This is a genomic window from Roseateles sp., assembly GCF_046300915.1.
GTDB lineage: Bacteria > Pseudomonadota > Gammaproteobacteria > Burkholderiales > Burkholderiaceae_C > Kinneretia.
The window spans coordinates 1-16,303 of sequence record NZ_JBKCLH010000080.1 but is presented as its reverse complement, the minus strand read 5'-3'; the positions used below and the strand labels follow the sequence as shown (position 1 = coordinate 16,303).

General features: G+C 65.5%; 15 protein-coding genes and 1 pseudogene. 2 read left to right on the top strand and 14 right to left on the bottom strand.

The window, feature by feature from the left end; translation table 11 throughout:
* Nucleotides 1–409, bottom strand: a pseudogene (locus tag ACK5F2_RS06115) (tyrosine-type recombinase/integrase); the annotation flags it as partial.
* A gap of 217 nt (nucleotides 410–626) precedes the next feature.
* Here ACK5F2_RS06115 and ACK5F2_RS06110 point away from each other — a divergent pair.
* Both ACK5F2_RS06110 and ACK5F2_RS06105 read left to right on the top strand, forming a co-directional pair.
* Nucleotides 627–2,651, top strand: a complete 2,025-nt coding sequence (locus ACK5F2_RS06110) for an alpha/beta fold hydrolase (protein WP_409863512.1) — start codon at nucleotides 627–629, stop codon at nucleotides 2,649–2,651.
* Nucleotides 2,652–2,875: 224 nt separating this feature from the next.
* A complete protein-coding gene (locus ACK5F2_RS06105) occupies nucleotides 2,876–3,445 on the top strand; it encodes a tetratricopeptide repeat protein (protein WP_409863511.1) in 570 nt (189 codons plus the stop codon).
* Nucleotides 3,446–3,487: 42 nt separating this feature from the next.
* Here ACK5F2_RS06105 and ACK5F2_RS06100 read toward each other — a convergent pair whose 3' ends face one another.
* The 13 genes from ACK5F2_RS06100 to ACK5F2_RS06040 all read right to left on the bottom strand — a co-directional run.
* Nucleotides 3,488–4,840, bottom strand: coding sequence for a methyl-accepting chemotaxis protein (locus ACK5F2_RS06100; RefSeq protein WP_409863510.1), 1,353 nt, complete (start codon nucleotides 4,838–4,840; stop codon nucleotides 3,488–3,490).
* A gap of 45 nt (nucleotides 4,841–4,885) precedes the next feature.
* On the bottom strand, nucleotides 4,886–5,599 hold the full coding sequence (locus tag ACK5F2_RS06095; RefSeq protein ID WP_133605387.1) for an RNA polymerase sigma factor FliA: 714 nt from the start codon (nucleotides 5,597–5,599) through the stop codon (nucleotides 4,886–4,888).
* A gap of 16 nt (nucleotides 5,600–5,615) precedes the next feature.
* A complete protein-coding gene (locus ACK5F2_RS06090) occupies nucleotides 5,616–6,425 on the bottom strand; it encodes a MinD/ParA family protein (protein ID WP_409863508.1) in 810 nt (269 codons plus the stop codon).
* Between the two features lie 22 nt (nucleotides 6,426–6,447).
* Nucleotides 6,448–8,094: a flagellar biosynthesis protein FlhF gene (gene flhF, locus ACK5F2_RS06085; protein WP_409863507.1), complete on the bottom strand. Its 1,647-nt coding sequence runs from the start codon at nucleotides 8,092–8,094 to the stop codon at nucleotides 6,448–6,450.
* Nucleotides 8,091–10,193, bottom strand: a complete 2,103-nt coding sequence (gene flhA, locus ACK5F2_RS06080) for a flagellar biosynthesis protein FlhA (protein WP_409863505.1) — start codon at nucleotides 10,191–10,193, stop codon at nucleotides 8,091–8,093. Before flhA ends, flhF begins: the two co-directional genes overlap by 4 nt.
* Nucleotides 10,190–11,356: a flagellar biosynthesis protein FlhB gene (locus ACK5F2_RS06075; protein ID WP_409863503.1), complete on the bottom strand. Its 1,167-nt coding sequence runs from the start codon at nucleotides 11,354–11,356 to the stop codon at nucleotides 10,190–10,192. The genes flhA and ACK5F2_RS06075 overlap by 4 nt, the downstream gene beginning before the upstream one ends.
* A 173-nt stretch (nucleotides 11,357–11,529) precedes the next feature.
* Nucleotides 11,530–12,168 (bottom strand): protein phosphatase CheZ, encoded by a 639-nt coding sequence (locus tag ACK5F2_RS06070; RefSeq protein WP_409863502.1) that lies wholly within the window; start codon nucleotides 12,166–12,168, stop codon nucleotides 11,530–11,532.
* A gap of 15 nt (nucleotides 12,169–12,183) precedes the next feature.
* Complete coding sequence (cheY, locus tag ACK5F2_RS06065) at nucleotides 12,184–12,576, bottom strand: chemotaxis response regulator CheY (RefSeq protein ID WP_409863500.1); 393 nt, start codon at nucleotides 12,574–12,576, stop codon at nucleotides 12,184–12,186.
* Between the two features lie 40 nt (nucleotides 12,577–12,616).
* Nucleotides 12,617–13,549: a flagellar motor protein MotB gene (gene motB / locus ACK5F2_RS06060; RefSeq protein ID WP_409863499.1), complete on the bottom strand. Its 933-nt coding sequence runs from the start codon at nucleotides 13,547–13,549 to the stop codon at nucleotides 12,617–12,619.
* Between the two features lie 106 nt (nucleotides 13,550–13,655).
* Complete coding sequence (gene motA, locus ACK5F2_RS06055) at nucleotides 13,656–14,513, bottom strand: flagellar motor stator protein MotA (protein WP_133605395.1); 858 nt, start codon at nucleotides 14,511–14,513, stop codon at nucleotides 13,656–13,658.
* Nucleotides 14,514–14,698: 185 nt separating this feature from the next.
* Nucleotides 14,699–15,421 carry a class I SAM-dependent methyltransferase gene (locus tag ACK5F2_RS06050; protein WP_409863497.1) on the bottom strand — a complete coding sequence of 241 codons (723 nt, stop codon included), beginning with the start codon at nucleotides 15,419–15,421 and terminating at the stop codon, nucleotides 14,699–14,701.
* Nucleotides 15,422–15,443: 22 nt separating this feature from the next.
* Nucleotides 15,444–15,980 (bottom strand): flagellar transcriptional regulator FlhC, encoded by a 537-nt coding sequence (gene flhC / locus ACK5F2_RS06045; RefSeq protein WP_409863496.1) that lies wholly within the window; start codon nucleotides 15,978–15,980, stop codon nucleotides 15,444–15,446.
* A 141-nt stretch (nucleotides 15,981–16,121) separates the two neighbouring features.
* A partial coding sequence (locus ACK5F2_RS06040) for a flagellar transcriptional regulator FlhD (protein ID WP_409863495.1) occupies nucleotides 16,122–16,303 on the bottom strand: 182 nt, incomplete at its 5' end.

Genomic DNA, 16,303 nt, shown 5'->3' with positions numbered 1-16,303 from the left:
CGCGTTTGAACGCCCGCTGAAACGTCTGGTCATAGAGATGATGGCGCCGGACGACGCCGCTGCGCCGATCGGTCGAGTGCTCCGCCTGCGGAAATACCCAGAACCACGCCCAGGATGCGCCGGCCCTCGGATACTTCCGTTCCAGCGCATCAGGCATGGCGACGCCGCCTTTACCTGCGGCTCGGTCCAACGTCCAGAGCGAGCGTGCAGCGTTGAGCTGGCTGCGCAGGCCCGGGACCAAGCATTGCGGCAGCATCACCACCCGATCCTTGGCACCTTTGCCTTCCCGCACGATGAGCGCACGATGGTCAAAGTCCAGGTCCTTGACCCGCAGTTGCAGCGCCTCCGTGACCCGCAAGCCGGTACCGTAGAGCAAGCGGGCCAGGAGTTGATGGACGCCTGCCAGATGATCCAACACCGCCTGGACCTCGGCCTGACTCAGCATGCGGGCGCACACTCTGGCCGGCTACGCCGTCCGGTCGGCTGAACTCCAACGCTCGGGGGCGCTATCCCGGTTTTCTTGGTGAACTCCCTGCGTACTGAAGGACTGACAGATGCCAGAATCTGGCAGCGCCCGTGCGAGGTGCCAGAACATGCTGCTCAGCAGCTGCCAACAGGGAGTCCCAATGTTCAATTTCAAAGCTCTGGCCGGGCTGTGGGTCGCGGCGTGCTTGTCAACCCATGCCTCCTTGGAGGCCCAAACGGTAACGCCAGCGCCAACGCTGTCGGTGGCTGACTTTTTCAGGACGCCCCAGTCGGCGCGTCCCGCGATCTCGCCGAGTGGGCGCTATGTGGCCTTTGCCATGAGTCGTGACAAGGAGCGAGTGTTCCTTGCGGTTATCGATCTTGAGGGGCCGTTGCAACCCCGTGCCGTAGCCGCCTTGCGAGACAACGATGTTGGCCGAATCGCATGGGTTAACGACGATCGGCTGGTATTCGATTCCTACGAGGTGGGCTCGGGCAATGATTTGCGCAAGCTGGCCCCCGGTCTGTGGTCGGTGAATCGTGACGGTAGCGAGATGCGCCAGCTGATTCGCGCGGATTATGTCTACGGCACCCGGACCGGAACCCGACTGACGGACGAGCGCGTGCTGGACTGGAACTGGAGTTTGCATCGTGTTGTTGCCGATGGCTCGAACGATGTCATTGTTCGAGAGCTGCGGTATTCGGCCACCGGGGAACCCGTGGGCAGCAGCCTGGGGAGGTTGAATACAAAGTCGGCGCGTCTTGAGTCGATTTCCGAAGGGGCACCGTCTCGAACCTTCGGCTGGTCTGTCAGTTTGAAGGGCAAGCCAGTGGCTGCCGTCGCGCTGCGCGAGGGTCGTTATGAACTCCACGGTCGGCGCGCCGATGATTCAGGCTGGGAGCGCTGGGACGAGGGCGATGCTGTTCGTTCAACCGCTCCGCAGGTACTGGCGATCGGCCCGGACGATGAGCTGTTTTTCGTCAGCGGGTCCAGCAGCGGCCTACATACCCTCTACCGCGGCATGCCCCGTGAAGCACTTTCAGCCGCCAAGCCCCTTTTGTCCTTGGATGGTTTCGACTTCAATGGCGAGCTTGTGCAGGACATTCAAACCGGTCGGGTGTTGGGAGCCCACTTCCTGAGCGATGCGCCTGGTACAGCATGGTTTGATGAGGGCATGAAGGCGATTCAACAAGCCGTTGATGCGCGCCTGCCGAACTCTGCAAACACCTTGATTTGCAGTCGATGCGAGGCAGCTCCAAGGATTCTGGTGCGTGCTAGCTCTGACCAACAGCCAGAGCTCTATTACGTCTACCACAGGGAGAAGCAGCAGCTGACCCCGTTGTTTGCGTCGCGCCCTTGGCTCTTGAGCAAGAAAATGGCGCAACGTGACGTACAGCGCTTCAAAGCAAGAGACGGGCTCGTAATCCCTGCCGCGCTCACCTTGCCTAGCGGCAATCCCAAGCAGCCACGGCCCGCTGTGGTACTGGTTCACGGCGGACCAGCTTCACGCTCTGCCATCTGGACTTGGTCGGAGATCCCGCAGTTTCTTGCGTCACGTGGCTACGTCGTGATTGAGCCTGACTTCCGTGGTAGCACCGGATACGGATGGAACCATTACAGCGCCGGGTGGAAGCAATGGGGATTGGCCATGCAGGACGACGTGGCGGACGCCGTTCAGTGGGCCGTGAGTCAGGGTTGGGTCGATCCCAAGCGCGTGTGCATTGCAGGTGCCAGCTATGGGGGATACGCCGCCTTGATGGGACTCGTGAAACACCACGACCAGTATGCCTGTGCGATCAGCTGGGTCGGGGTCACAGACATCCAGCTGATGTACTCGATTCACTGGAGTGACATCAGTCACGAAGCTCGAACCCACGGCATGCCGGTCCTGATTGGTGACCCGGTCAAAGACGCTGCACAACTGCGCGACACATCGCCCGTTCATCAGGCTGACAAGGTGCGCAGGCCGGTCTTACTGGCCTACGGGGGCGATGACCAGCGTGTGCCGATACAGCACGGAACGGCATTCAAGGATGCCCTCGCTCGTCGCAACTCACAGGTCGAGTGGGTGGTCTACCCGCGTGAAGGCCACGGCTGGCGGGAGCTGGAGACGAACCTTGACTTCTGGGCGCGAGTCGAGAAATTCCTGGCGCGCCATATCGGGCACGCCGCCACGAGTCCCTGAGGAAACCGGCGCCGGCGGGTCTTGCACGCTCTGAGCAACGCACATTACTTGATGCTCTGGATTGCTGGGGCAATTTGTCTTGGACGCTAGGTAGACGGCCTTCTTGCCGGGGCTCGGATGCCGGCTTTGCCATGATCCAAGCGTCCCAGGGGGATCGCTCCAGCTCTTAGTTCAGGCCTCGGCGATCAGTCCGCATCCCACCGCCAGTTGCAGGATGTACCTCGATGAAAACGCCCACTGCCGCCCTCACCGAGCCCCTGCGAATCGCGGGCGCTGGCACCGAATACCAGCTCTGCCTGCCTCATCTCCTACCACGAGCTATGGAGGCAGAGGCGATGCTGTCGCATGCTCGGGAGCTGCTCGCAAGATACCCTGAGGCCAACACATCGCCCCAATCCGCAAGAGAGCGCAGCAGCGCCGCATTCATGCTGCTGTGCGTGGGTCAGGAAGAGGAGGCTGAACTGCTGCTACGGGAGGCCATTCAAGCTCAGCACTTGTTTGGCGACACGCGATCACTCACCAGCTCAGCCCTGCGCCTTGTCCAGGTACTTCAGCAATTAGATCGGCCTCGGGAAGCTGTGGCAGTGGCACGCGAGGCTCTGGCCCGCCTGGATCCCGAGTCGCCAGCGCGCCACTTCGCCTTGCATCACCTCGGCAAGGCTCTGGCGCATTGTGGTGACGCCAATGAGGCGCAGAAGGTTTTACAAGAAGCTCGGCGGCTGCGTGAAGCCTTGGACGCTCCCGAGTTGCTCGCTTCGACGAAGCTCGCGCTGGCCCTGCTCCCTTCATCCTGAAGGAATGCAACGCGGCTGAAGAAGCGGGCCGGACTGTGGCCCTCAGAAATTAAACGCCAGCCTCAACCCACCCCAATGCCGCCCATTCACCACGATGGGCGCGCTGGCTTCCTTGAGCAGCACGAACTTGCCGCCGCCCATGTCGCGGCGGTAGGTCTGCAGCAGGAAGGGCCGCTGGTTGCGGGCGGAGGCCAAGCCGGTGCGGTCGTTGAAGATGCGGCGGTAGCGGCTGTTGGCGGTGTTCCAGACCACATCGCCGGGGCGCTGGGCTTGGCAGTACTTGCGGTTGTGGGTGGGCACGTAGCCGTTGCGGTCCACGGCGATGCAATACACCACCTTGTCGCTCAGGCCCAGCAGGCGCTCCTGCACGGCCGGGAAGAGCCGGTCGGCCAGCTCGCAAAAAGGTGTGAGGTGCTGCTGGGGCTGGGTGCCGGCAATGGGCTGGTAGCGCTCATCAAAAAGCTGATCCAGGCGGATCTTCCCTGACTGCACAGCCTGCTCCAAGAGCGCGGCGATCTCGGCGGCGGCCTCCTGGGCGCCGCGGATATAGAGCGAGTCGTCCACCTCCACGCCGCTCTCGGCGATCTGCTCGATCAGCTCTTCGGAGAGGCGCAGGAACTTGTCGCTCACGCCAAAGGCGGTGGCCAGGCCCCGCATGGCCTGACCCACCTCGCGCTCCAGCTCGGCGGCGCGTTCGTTGAGGCTGGCCGTGGTGTTGCGGGTCTGCTCGGCGGAGGCGGAGATGCGCTCCACATCCTGCTCCACGGCGGCAAAAGCGGCGTGGATGCTGCTGCTGTTGCGCGACTCGCCGGCCGAGCCCTCGCTGAGCAGTTCGCGGCTGAAGTTGTCCACCCGCGCGTCCAGAGCGGCCACACGACCGACGATAGCCTTGGAGGAGGCCTCCACCTTGGCAGCCAGATCCTTCACCGCATCGGCCACCACACCAAAGCCCCGCCCGGCCTCGCCGGCCCGCTTGGCCTCGACCGAGGCATTGAAGGCCACCAGCCGGGTCTGCAGGGCAATCTGGGTGATCTCGCCGGCTGCGACCGAGACCTCGCGCAGGGTTTGCACAATGCCGCCCACCTCGGTGCCCACACCGGCCAGGGCATGGCGGGCACGGCCCACGGCCGCGCGCGTGAGCTGGGTGGCTTCGCCGATATGGGTCTGGGCGCGCTGCACCTCGCCGAGCTGGCTGACCAGGGCCTGCATGGCCTGGCCCTGGGCCTCGACGATCTTTTGCGTGTCTTCGAGCACGCCACGCACCTCGGCCGCGTCGCGGCCCAGGCTCGACACCGAGCGCGACAAGCGCTTCACCACATCCAGTGCAGCGGGCGCCGCCGCTGCGGGCGCGGCCCCATCTACCGAGGGCTCGCGCCGCTTCCAGTTGAGCATCATGTCCCCTCCGGCCGCCGGGCTTAAGGGGCGGCTCGCTATTCTTGATTACCAGTCACGCAGCTTAACGCGCAGCCTTGCAATGGACTGACTGTGGAGCTGGCAAACGCGGGATTCGGTCACTTTCAGCACGGCCGCGATCTCCTTGAGATTCATGTCGTGCTCGTAGTACATGCTCATGACGTACTGCTCGCGCTCGGGCAGGTTCTTGATGGCCTCGACCAGGGCCTGGCGCATGCGGTGGTCTTGCAGCAGGGCCGCGGGGTTGCTGGCCTCGTCGGCCACATGGCGGTCGAGATAGTCCTCGTCGCCCTCGTCCCCGCTCATGTCCTCCAGGTGCACCAGCTGGGTGCCGCGCACCTTGCCCAGCAAGTCCTGGTACTCGGCCAGGCTGATGCCCATCTGGGCGGCGATCTCGCTCTCCTGGGGGGCACGGCCGAGCTTTTGCTCCAGCTTGTGCACCGCGGCCTCGATCTCGCGCTGCTGACGGCGGGTGCCACGGCTCATCCAGTCACCACCGCGCAGCTCATCGAGCATGGCGCCGCGGATGCGTTGGGTGGCAAAGGTCTCGAACTGCACGCCCTGCCCCACATCGAAGCGCGAGAGCGCATCGGTCAGACCGATCAGGCCCACCTGGATCAGATCATCGATTTCGACATTGGCTGGCAGCTTGGCAATCATCTGATGCGCCAATCTGCGCACCAGAGGGCTGTACTGCTTGATCAGGGAGGAGTTGTCGAGGCGACCTTTGGCGGTGTACATCATCGGCTCCAGCGAATCAGACAGTGGCGGCCCGCTCGTTGCGGCCGCGCTGCATGGGGCGGATCATGGGGCGCAGCGGCATCACATCGGCCGCGGGCTCCAGCAGGCCGCCCGGAGGCGCGGCCAGCAGCAGCTCGCGCGCCAGGTGACGCAGTTCGGCGGGCATGGGGGCGCTGGCGGGCTGGCGCGGGTCCAGGCAGGCCCAGTCGCGCAGCACGGCGCCCAGGAATCCATCGGCGCAGGAGCTGATCTTCTGCGCAATGCGCTCGGCCAGGCGCAGCTGCGGCGGGCAGGCCATCAGCAGGCTGTAGACCATGAGACCGGCACGCTGGGCCAGCCACTTCATGCCGGCATAGGCATGGGTGACGCTTTGCGGATCGGTGTCGGCCAGCAGCACGGGACGCAGCTCGCGGCGGGCCACCAGGCGGGCCAGCTCGGCCGGGCTGGCGTGCAGCAGCACCACATCGGCATGCGGGGCGGCCTCGGCCACCTTTTCCAGAAACTCGGCGGCCGAGCCATGGGCATTGACATGACGCATGGGCAGGCCACGGGCGGCCAGGTAGGACACCTGGGGCGAGAGACGCTCCACGCAGGAGGCCAGATCCACCACCGCCAGCTCCGAGGGCGCGGGCGAGAGCTCGCCGGCGTCCACCACCAGGGTGTGCAGACCCAGCTCGGCAAAGGCAGCACACAGGCTTTCCAGCAGCACGCCCCCGTTGACCACATGCGGATTGCTCAGCACGGGGATGAAACGCTGTCGCGAGGCCGCGAACAGGCGGCGCAGGCCGTCGGCTTGGTCTTGCTGGGGGCGGTAGAGGTCGCGCATGGGATCTACTCTCTGGCGGTTCTCAGAACAGGCCCATGGCCGAGGGCTGGGCCGCACCGGCGGCGAGCGCGGGGCCGCTGGCGAAGATCAGGTTCACATCGCTGGCATCCACGCGCCAAGCCGGGGTGGCCGCGCTGCGCAGGGCGCGCTGGACCAGGGCCGGTGCGGAGAGGCGGTGCCAGTCTTCGGGCACACGCTGGCCGTTGGTCACACCGAGCACCTTGAGCTTGTGGCGGATCAGGGTGTCCAGGGCCGGAGCCAGCTTGACGGCTTCGTCGATCTTGGAGAGCACCACGCCCTGGCATTCTTGGGCGCGCCAGGCCATGGCCACGTCCTCGATGGTCTCGCCCTGCTGGGCGGCATTGAGGACCAGGATCTTGCGCAGGCCGGGATGCTTGAGCATGTCCAGCAGCTCGGCCGTGCGGGTGTCACGCTGGGCCATGCCGGCGGTGTCGATCAGCACCATCTTCTTGGCCGAGAGCAGCTCCAGCAGATCGTCCAGCGAGGCACGGTCATGCGCGGTGTGCACGGGCACGCCCAGGATGCGGCCATAGGCGCGCAGCTGCTCGTGGGCCCCCACCCGGTAGGCATCCAGGGTAATCAGGCCCAGCTGGCTGGCGCCGTACTTGGTGGCAAAGGCGGCAGCGATCTTGGCCGTGGTGGTGGTCTTGCCCACGCCGGTGGAACCGATCAGGGCAAACACGCCACCCTGGTCTTCCAGGGCCGGACCTTCGTCGGTGATCAGGTTGCGGGCCAGCACATGGGCGGCCCACGTGGATTCGTCGGCAGCCTGGCTCTTGAAGTCGGCCGGCAGACCCTCGGCGAGCTTGCGCACCAGGGCGGGCGAGAAACCGGCGTCCAGCAGCTTCTGGATCAGCTTGGCCTGGGCGGGCTGGCGCTGCAGCTTCTCCATGAAGGCCAGGGCACCGAAGCGCTCCTCGATCAGGCCCTTCATGGAGCGCAGCTCGCTCATCATGTCCTGCTGCTCGCGGCGGCTGAGCTGGGTGTCGGCGCCGAGTTCGGGCAAGCTCGGGGCGGGAACGCGGATCTCGTCGCGCAGCACGGGCGGATTGCGGCGCGGGGCGGCCGCGGCCGGCTCGGGTTGGCGCTGCGGGGCCGGCACTTCGGTGCGGCGCGGCGCCATGGCTGCCAGGGCCGCCTGCGCGCGCTGGCGGCGCGCGGCCTGCAGCGAGGCCACGCCCTCGGGAGAATCGGCCGGCGCCGAAGCCGGGGCAGAGAAAGCGGGAGCCGAGAAGGCCGGGGCCGGCGGCAGCTCGAAGCTGGGCTCGGTGCGGCCGCTGAGCTCGGCCTGACGGCGCTTGAGCATGCGCTCGCGCACATAGTCCTGGAACGACAGGGTGCTCATGGCCAGGGTCTGCACATCATCCTGCACGGCCTCCTCACCAAAGCTCACGGGCGCCTGACGGGCGGCGCGGGCGGCCAGGGTGTTGTCAGTCGGGCGGGCCGTCAGCCGGCTGGGTGCCTGGGACTTGGGAGCGCTGGCAGCCACTTTCTCGATCTGGGACATGCCCTCGGGGGCCATGGCCAGCACCTCCACGCCTTCGGCGCAGGGGCGGTTGGAGAGCACGACGGCATCGTCACCGAAGGCCTGGCGCACCAGGGCCAGGGCCTCGCGGCTGCTGCGGGCGGTAAAGCGCTTGACGTTCATGCCATGCCTCCAATCACCGAGCCGATGCGGATGGTGTGGGTTTCAGGAATCTCGCTATGGCCCAGCACCTTCAGACGCGGGGCGGCACGGCGCAGCAGGCGGGCCATGGGTGCACGGATCAGATCGGGCACCAGCAGGCAGGCCGGCACGCCACGGTCCTCCTGGGCCTGGCTTTGCTCGGCGGCGCTGCGCGCCAGGGTGTCGGCCACGCCCGGGTCCAGGGCGGCGCCGTGGGGAGAATTCAGGGCCTGGGTCACCAGGCGCTCCAGCTCGGGCTCCAGCGCGATCACATCCAGCTCCTTCACGGGCCCATAGATCTGCTGGACGATGGCCGGAGCGATGTGCACGCGGATGCGGCGGGCCAGCTCGGCCGGGTCGGTGACGACAGCGGCGTTCTCGGCCACGGACTCGACGATGGAGCGCATATCGCGGATGTGCACGCCCTCCTCCAGCAGGAACTGGAGCACTCGTTGCAGTGTTGCGATGCCGACCATCTTGGGTATCACGTCTTCGATGAGTTGCGGAGCCTGCTTGGTGATGTGATCCACCAGCTGCTGGGTCTCCACGCGGCCAAGCAGCTTGGCCGCGTGAACTTGCATCAAGTGTGAGAGATGGGTGGCTATGACGGTCGAACAATCAACCACGGTAAATCCCGCCATTTGCGCCATATCGCGCTGGCGGTCTTCGATCCAGACCGCGGGCAGGCCGAAGGCCGGATCGGTGGTCTGGGTGCCTATGAGCTTCTGGGTGGCATGCCCCGGGTTGATCGCGAGCCACATGCCGGGATAGGCCTCGGCCTCGCCGATGACGGCGCCGCGCAGGGTCAGCCGGTACTGGCTGGGGCGCAGCTCCAGGTTGTCGCGGATATGAACCGCGGGCGGCAAAAAGCCCACTTCCTGCGCAAACTTGCGCCGAACACCCTTGATGCGGCTGAGCAAATCGCCCTCGCGGTTCTTGTCCACCAGGGTGATGAGGCGGTAACCCACCTCCAGACCCAGGGTGTCCACGGGCACCAGATCGTCCCAGCTCGCCTCGGCATTCGGTTCGGCAGCGCCGGGAGCGGCCTGGCTGTGCGCCTTGGCCTTGGCCTTGGCGGCCTCGGCCTGCTCGCGCTCGCGCAGCCACCAGGCCAGATAGCCCAGACCACCGGCCATCAGCAGGAAGACCAGATTGGGCATGCCCGGAATCAGACCCAGCGCGCCCACCACACCGGCCGTGATGGCCATGGCCTTGGCGGAGCCGAAGACCTGGTGGCCGATCATGGAGCCGATGTCCTTGTCCTTGCCCACGCGCGAGACCACCATGGCGGCGGCCACCGAGATCAGCAGGGCCGGCACCTGGGCCACCAGCGCATCACCCACGGCCAGCAGCACATAGGTGTTGGCGGCCTGACCGGCGGAGAGGCCATGCTGGGCCACGCCGATGATGAAGCCGCCCACGATATTGATCACCAGGATCAGGATGCCGGCGATGGCATCGCCGCGCACAAACTTGCTGGCACCATCCATGGAGCCGAAGAAGTCGGCTTCGTCACTGAGCTCGGCGCGGCGGCGCTTGGCCTCGGCCTCATTGATCAGGCCGGCGTTCAGGTCGGCGTCCACCGCCATCTGCTTGCCGGGCATGGCATCCAGGGTGAAGCGGGCACCAACCTCGGCGATGCGCTCCGCGCCCTTGGTGACCACGATGAAGTTGATCACCACCAGGATGGCGAACACGATCAGACCGACAGCGAAATTGCCACCGATCAGGAAGTGGCCGAAGGCCTCGATCACCTTGCCGGCCGCGCCCGGGCCGGTATGACCTTCCAACAGGACCACCCGGGTCGATGCCACGTTCAGCGACAGGCGCAGCAGGGTGGTGAGCAGCAGCACGGTCGGGAAGGCCGCAAAGTCCAGGGGCCGGACCATATTGGCCGCCACCATCACCACCATCACCGAGAGTGCGATGTTCACGGTGAACAACACATCCAGCGCGAAGGGCGGCAGGGGCAGCACCATCATGGCCAGCACCAGCAGCACGCCAATCGGCGCCCCCAGGGCCGCCAGGACGGCGGCGCGGGGGCCCAGCAGGGACTGCAGCTTGGCGATCAGGACATTCATGCCTCATCCTCCGGGGCATCGGTCTTGTTGTTGTGCGGGTCCAGCTCGGGCGGCACATGGGCATCGGGCACGAAATGCGGACGCGGAACCTCACGCCGCGAGAGCGAGGCCTTGAGCTGGTAGACATAGGCCAGCACCTGGGCCACGGCGGAGAACAGGGCGGCGGGAATCTCGCGATCCAGCTCGGCATGGGCATAGAGCGCACGCGCCAGCATGGGCGACTGCAGCACCGGCACCTTGGACTCGGTGGCCAGATCCCGGATCTTCATGGCCAGCAGATCCGCCCCCTTGGCGACCACCGTGGGCGCGGACATCTTGCCCTCCTCGTACTTGAGGGCCACCGCATAGTGGGTGGGGTTCATGACCACCAGATCGGCCGTGGGCACGGCAGCCAGCATGCGGCGCTTGGCCATCTCACGCATCTTGGCCTTGATCTTGGCCTTGATCTCAAGATTGCCCTCGACCTCCTTGACTTCCTGCTTCATCTCCTCGCGCGACATGCGCAGACGGCGCATATAGAGCTGGTACTGCAGGGGCACGTCGATCAGGGCGAACACGGCCAGGGCAATGCCCAGCAGGGCCAGCCCGCTCATCAGCTGCTGGCCGGCATAGGCCAGCGCGGCAGGAAGCGGCACGGACATGATGCCCACATAGGTCGCCACACGGTCCTTGAGCACCATGGCACCGATGGCGCCCAACACCAGAGCCAGCAGACATGCCTTGAGGGCCTGGCCCAGCTGCGCCCACTGGAAAAGCCGGCCGAAGCCGGTGAGTGGATTGATGTTCGAGAACTTGGGCGCCAGGGGCTTGAAAGTCCAGTTCCAGCCCCCCAGGGCCAGAGTGGCCAGCACCGCGACCAGGGCCAGCAGCAGACCCACGCCGGCGCTGATGGCCAGGCCGATACCCGCCTGCTCAGCCAGACGCTGGCTCATGATGCCGGGGGTCGCCAGCTGCTGGGCGTCAAAGCGCAGGCTGCTCACCAGCATCTTCTGCAGCCAGTCCACGGCAGTCGGGCTCAGCGTGACCAGCATGGCCCCAGCAGCGGCCATGACCGCAAAATGGCCGAGATCTCGCGAACGCGGCAACTGGCCCTCGGCCCGAGATCTTTCGATCTTCTTGGCCGAGGCCGGTAAGTTCCTGTCTTGTGCGTCTTGGTCGGCCATGGCGGAGGTCAGGCCCAGCTGGGGGCGCTGCCATTGTTGGCCGCCAGGGCCGCCGACTTAAGCCGGATAAGGCGGGAAAATCCGGTCGTGATCCGGCCCCACAAATGACAAACCCGCCGAACGGCGGGTTGTGCAGAGGACTAGGCTGCGGTCTGCGGGGCGCTCACTGAAGCTCAGAAGCCCAGCGAGGCCAGCAGGTCGTCGACCTCGCCCTGGTTGCTCACCACATCGGTGCGGCCCTCCGGATTGACCACCGGGCCTTGCAGAATGTTGGGGTCCACCTTCTCGCGCTGGTCCGGCGGCACCACCTGCACCAGCAGCTTCACGAGGCTGTCTTCCAGATCATTGGCCAGGGTGACGACCTTGGCCACCACCTGGCCGGTCAGATCGTGGAAGTCCTGGGCCATCATGATGTCGGTCAGGTGATGGTCGATCTTGGAGGTGGACGCCTCCACTTCCTTGACGAAGTTGAAGACCGCACCACTGGCCACGGCCTTGACCGGATCGGCCATGATGGCCTTGGCCATCTCGTTGGTGGCGCTGGAGATATGGGCGTGCTCAGCCTTGGCCTGCTCCACCGAGTTCAGCACCTTGTTGGCGGCGTCGGCGGTCTTGTTGGCGATATAGGTCAGGCGGCTGCGCGCATCGGGCAGGCCGTCGGTCGCGACCTGCAGCTTGGGCATCACACCCAGCTGCTGCATGGTGTCGTGCAAGACGCGGGTAATCGAACCCAGTTGCTGGAAGACCTCGGGGGAGACGGTCAGGGGTTCGTTACTGCGGCCCAGCGCATCGAAAGTTTGCTCAGCTTTCATGATCACGCCCTTTCGTCAGGCCGCAGCGGCCAGCTTCTGCATGATCTTCTGGACCTTCTCTTCCAGCGTCGCCTTGGTGAAAGGCTTGACGATGTAGCCCGCCGCGCCGGTCTGAGCCGCCAGCACGATATCCTCCTTGCGAGCCTCGGCCGTCACCATGAGCACCGGAAGATGCTTGAGATTGGGGTCATCCTTGATCGCCTTGAGCAGCTCAAAGCCCGTCATATTGGGCATATTGATGTCGCTCACCACGAAGTCGAACTTCGCACCCTTGAGCATATTGAGGGCCTCGACGCCGTCCTCGGCCTCCTCAACATTGTTGTAGCCGATTTCCTTGAGCAGGCCACGCACGATGCGGCGCATGGTGGAGAAGTCGTCAACAACCAAGAATTTCATTTCAGTGCTCATGAGGTCCTCGCAGGTCTAGAGCTTGTTATCGGCGCTGGGTTCAGGGGCTTGAGGCCGATTTGGCGGGCGAATTCCCCCCTGTTTCGGCCTCTTCCTCCGCTGGCAGGTTCTTCAGCACCGCATCCACGGCATCCCGGTTCATCACGATGATGCTGATGCGGCGGTTGAGCGGGCTCTCGGGCTGCTTCTCGTCCAGGAGCTTGCTGGAGGCCAGACCCTGAACCCGCAGGACGCGGGACTCGGGCAGGCCACCCGCCACCAGCTCACGCCGCGAGGCGTTGGCCCGGTCGGCCGAAAGCTCCCAGTTGCTGTAACCACGATCACCACTCGCGAACGCTTGGGCATCAGTATGGCCCTCCAGCGTGAGCCTATTGGGCACTTCCGTCAAGACCGCGCCGAGTTCGCGCAGGAGTTCACGCATATAGGGCTTCACCACGGCGCTACCGCTGTCGAACATGGGACGGCTGTTCTCGTCCACGATCTGGATGCGCAATCCCTCCCGCGTCATGTCCAGGCGGATCTGCCCACCCAGGGCCGCCAGACGCGGATGCTCGCCCAGCACATCTTCCACCTTCTGCTTGAGCTGCTCCAGGCGGCTCTTCTCGGCCCGGCGCTGCTCCTCCTTGAGTGCCCGCAGATTGACGGTATGGCGCTGGCTCTCCACATCGCCGGCCTTGACCTGGCCCGTCTGGCGACTCAGGTCCTGGCCGCCTCCCTTGATCACATGGGAGGCATCGCCCGATCCGCTGCCGCCGAACATGGCCACTTTCAAGGGCGAGGCGAAATACTCGGCAATCCCCTTCTTGTCGCCTTCGGTCGTGGAACCCAGCAACCACATCAGCAGGAAGAAGGCCATCATGGCCGTCACGAAGTCGGCGTAGGCAATCTTCCAGGCACCGCCATGCGCCGCATGGCCGCCCTTCTTCACCCGCTTGATGATGATGGGCTGGAGTTTCTTGGCGTCACCGGCCATGACAAGCCCCCACGTCGCCGAGTACGGCTCCTGCCCCCCGAGGGGGCGCGGTCCGCCTTGGGAGCGGCCCGGCGGCGGACCATTGCGCTGCTTGCATCAAGGCACCCTACTTCTTCTTGACGTGACCTTCGAGTTCAGCGAAGGTCGGCCGCTCCGTAGAGTACAGCACCTTGCGACCGAATTCGATGGCGACCTGGGGGGCATAGCCCTGCATGGAAGCCAGCAGGGTGGTCTTGATGCACTGCAGCTCCTTGCCGTCTTCGTCCACCTTGGATTCCAGCAGACCGGCCAGGGGCTCGGCAAAGGCGTAGGCCAGCAAAATACCCAGGAAGGTACCGACCAGGGCTGAGCCGATCATGCCGCCCAGCACCGCCGGAGGCTGGCCCACCGAGCCCATGGTGTTCACCACGCCCAGCACGGCGGCCACGATGCCGAAGGCGGGCAGACCGCCCGCCAGGCGTTGGATGGCCTGCACGGCCATGAAGGCCTCATGGTGGTGGGTGTCGATCTCGGCATCCATCAGGGACTCGATCTCGTGGGCATTGAGATTGCCCGAGACCATCATGCGCAGATAGTCGGTGATGAACTCCGCCACATGGTGGTCATTGCCCACCGTGGGGTATTTCTGAAACAGGGGGGAGCTGTGCGGGTCCTCGACATCCTTTTCGATGGACATCAGGCCCTCCTTGCGGGCCTTTTGCAGGATGTCGTAGAGCAGGGCCAGCAGGTCCATATAGCGGGCCTTGGTGTACTTGCCGCCCTTGAAGCAGGTGCCCAGGCCCTTGAGGGTGGCCTTCATCACCTTGGGCGGATTGGTGGCGATCATGCCCCCAATGGCCGCGCCGAAAATGGTGGTCATCTCGAAGGGCAGCGCCTTGAGGATGACACCCATATTGCCGCCGTGTGCGATATACACGCCGAAAATACAGGCCAGGGCCAGGACCCAACCGATCAGGACAAACATGCTGCTTTCCGTTGTGGGGCGGGGGAGCAGTGGACGGCGCAAACAGCCCTTCCCTCCTCATCCCGCGAGACATCTTGTAAGCCATATCGGCGGCAACTGATCCGGCTTGAGCATGTCGCCGCAGACCAAGCCAAGATTCTTGCAAGACAAGGGCGATTAGGGCGCATTTGCCGAGACCGGCCGCCTCAGCGCCAACGATAGACCCAGATCCGGTGCCGACCTGCAGCCAGCTCCGCATGCGGCAGCACCCCTTCGATGGCGAAGTCCATGCTGACCAGCCAGGCGCCGGGCCGCAGCTCGACCCGCGCCTTGGCCAGCGCCTGTTCCATGGACTCGGGACGCTGAAAGAGATAGACCATCTGGTAGGGCGACCAGTCCTGCGCCCACATATCGCCCCGCTCAACCCGGGCCCAGGGGCAGCGCCAGGCGGCCAGCCGGGCCAGCAGCGGACTCCACTCGATGCCGCAGAGCCTGGCGTCCGGATAGGCGCGCCGCAAGGCACGCAGGCCGTGGCCCAGGCCGCAGCCGGCATCCAATACCGCCGCCCCTGCCGGCAGGGGCGCCAGGGCTGGCAGGCCGTCCAGGGCGCCCGCGGGGGTGGGAAACAGCCGCGCATCGCGCCAGCTGCGTTGGGGATAGGCCAGCAGCAGCAAGCCCAAAGGCACAAGCCAGGCCCAGGCCGGCAAGGTGGCACCCAGACCGCTGGCCAGCAGGGACAGTGGAAAGCCCGCCGCCACCCTCAGCCGGCGCCAGCGCCGGGATTGCAACCGCCCCAGACCCAGGCCGGCCGCTGCCGCCAGCACCAGGGCCGGCATGCTGCCCAGGCGGGGCAGCAGTACAAGAAAAAGGCCCCAGGCCAGACCCCAGCTCAGCAGGGCGGGCAGGGGCCAGATCAGCCAGGCACGCATCCGGCTTGTCGGGCTGCGGCGCTCAATGCATCTGGATGGCGCCAGCGGCGCGGCCCTTGCCAGCGCGGGCCGGCGGATTGCACAGGCCGCAGACATAGTGGCGTGCAATCTCGTGCGGATGCGTCACGAAGTGGCCGCCGCACTTGCTGCACTTGGTCATGGTCAGCATGCCGTTGTCGATGAACTTCACCAGGCGCCAGGCCCGCGTCACGCTCAAGAGCTGCTCCAGCCCCTGCGCCTGCGTCTGCTCCTGGTAGAGCTGGTAGGCCTTGATCACCGTGTCGATCTCGTCCAGCTCCGCCACCTTGTTCAGGTACTCGTGGATGTTCAGGAACAGGCTGGCATGGATGTTTGGCTGCCAGGTCATGAACCAGTCCGTCGAGAACGGCAGCTGACCCTTGCTCGGGCTCTTGCCCGACACTTCCTTGTACAGGCGCAGCAAGCGCTCGTAGCTCAGATCCGTCTCCGACTCCAGCACCTGCAGTCGGGCGCCCAGATTGATCAGCGTCACCGCACGTTCGATCTGGCGGGCTTCGGTCAGGATGCTCTTTTGACGCATGATGGGCTTTCTGTGAATCGGGTCTTGATCTTTGCGGGGCCAGCGCCGGGCCGCTCCCAAGCGGCCCCGCCGTCGCGAGTCGCAGACTCGCACCCCCTCGGGGGGTGGTCATGCGTACCCGCATGACCGGGGGTCAACAGTTCAGGCGGCTTCTTGATGGCGACCGGCCATCAGGATGCTGGCGTGCAAGCGGGACACTTGGTCGTTGGCGGCGGTCTTGCCGTGGCTGGTCAGCAGGCCCCAGACCATGTCGTCGTCGCAGCGCATGCGGCACAGCAGGGTGTTGCCCGAGGCCACCTTCATCATCTGGGCCGGGGTCAGGG

Bases quoted from the DNA above. Each gene is read 5' to 3' on its own strand.
- ACK5F2_RS06110 (WP_409863512.1), top strand. From the start codon at position 627: ATGTTCAATTTCAAAGCTCTGGCCGGGCTGTGGGTCGCGGCGTGCTTG.
- ACK5F2_RS06105 (WP_409863511.1), top strand. From the start codon at position 2,876: ATGAAAACGCCCACTGCCGCCCTCACCGAGCCCCTGCGAATCGCGGGC.
- ACK5F2_RS06100 (WP_409863510.1), bottom strand. From the start codon at position 4,840: ATGATGCTCAACTGGAAGCGGCGCGAGCCCTCGGTAGATGGGGCCGCG.
- ACK5F2_RS06095 (WP_133605387.1), bottom strand. From the start codon at position 5,599: ATGTACACCGCCAAAGGTCGCCTCGACAACTCCTCCCTGATCAAGCAG.
- ACK5F2_RS06090 (WP_409863508.1), bottom strand. From the start codon at position 6,425: ATGCGCGACCTCTACCGCCCCCAGCAAGACCAAGCCGACGGCCTGCGC.
- flhF (WP_409863507.1), bottom strand. From the start codon at position 8,094: ATGAACGTCAAGCGCTTTACCGCCCGCAGCAGCCGCGAGGCCCTGGCC.
- flhA (WP_409863505.1), bottom strand. From the start codon at position 10,193: ATGAATGTCCTGATCGCCAAGCTGCAGTCCCTGCTGGGCCCCCGCGCC.
- ACK5F2_RS06075 (WP_409863503.1), bottom strand. From the start codon at position 11,356: ATGGCCGACCAAGACGCACAAGACAGGAACTTACCGGCCTCGGCCAAG.
- ACK5F2_RS06070 (WP_409863502.1), bottom strand. From the start codon at position 12,168: ATGAAAGCTGAGCAAACTTTCGATGCGCTGGGCCGCAGTAACGAACCC.
- cheY (WP_409863500.1), bottom strand. From the start codon at position 12,576: ATGAGCACTGAAATGAAATTCTTGGTTGTTGACGACTTCTCCACCATG.
- motB (WP_409863499.1), bottom strand. From the start codon at position 13,549: ATGGCCGGTGACGCCAAGAAACTCCAGCCCATCATCATCAAGCGGGTG.
- motA (WP_133605395.1), bottom strand. From the start codon at position 14,513: ATGTTTGTCCTGATCGGTTGGGTCCTGGCCCTGGCCTGTATTTTCGGC.
- ACK5F2_RS06050 (WP_409863497.1), bottom strand. From the start codon at position 15,421: ATGCGTGCCTGGCTGATCTGGCCCCTGCCCGCCCTGCTGAGCTGGGGT.
- flhC (WP_409863496.1), bottom strand. From the start codon at position 15,980: ATGCGTCAAAAGAGCATCCTGACCGAAGCCCGCCAGATCGAACGTGCG.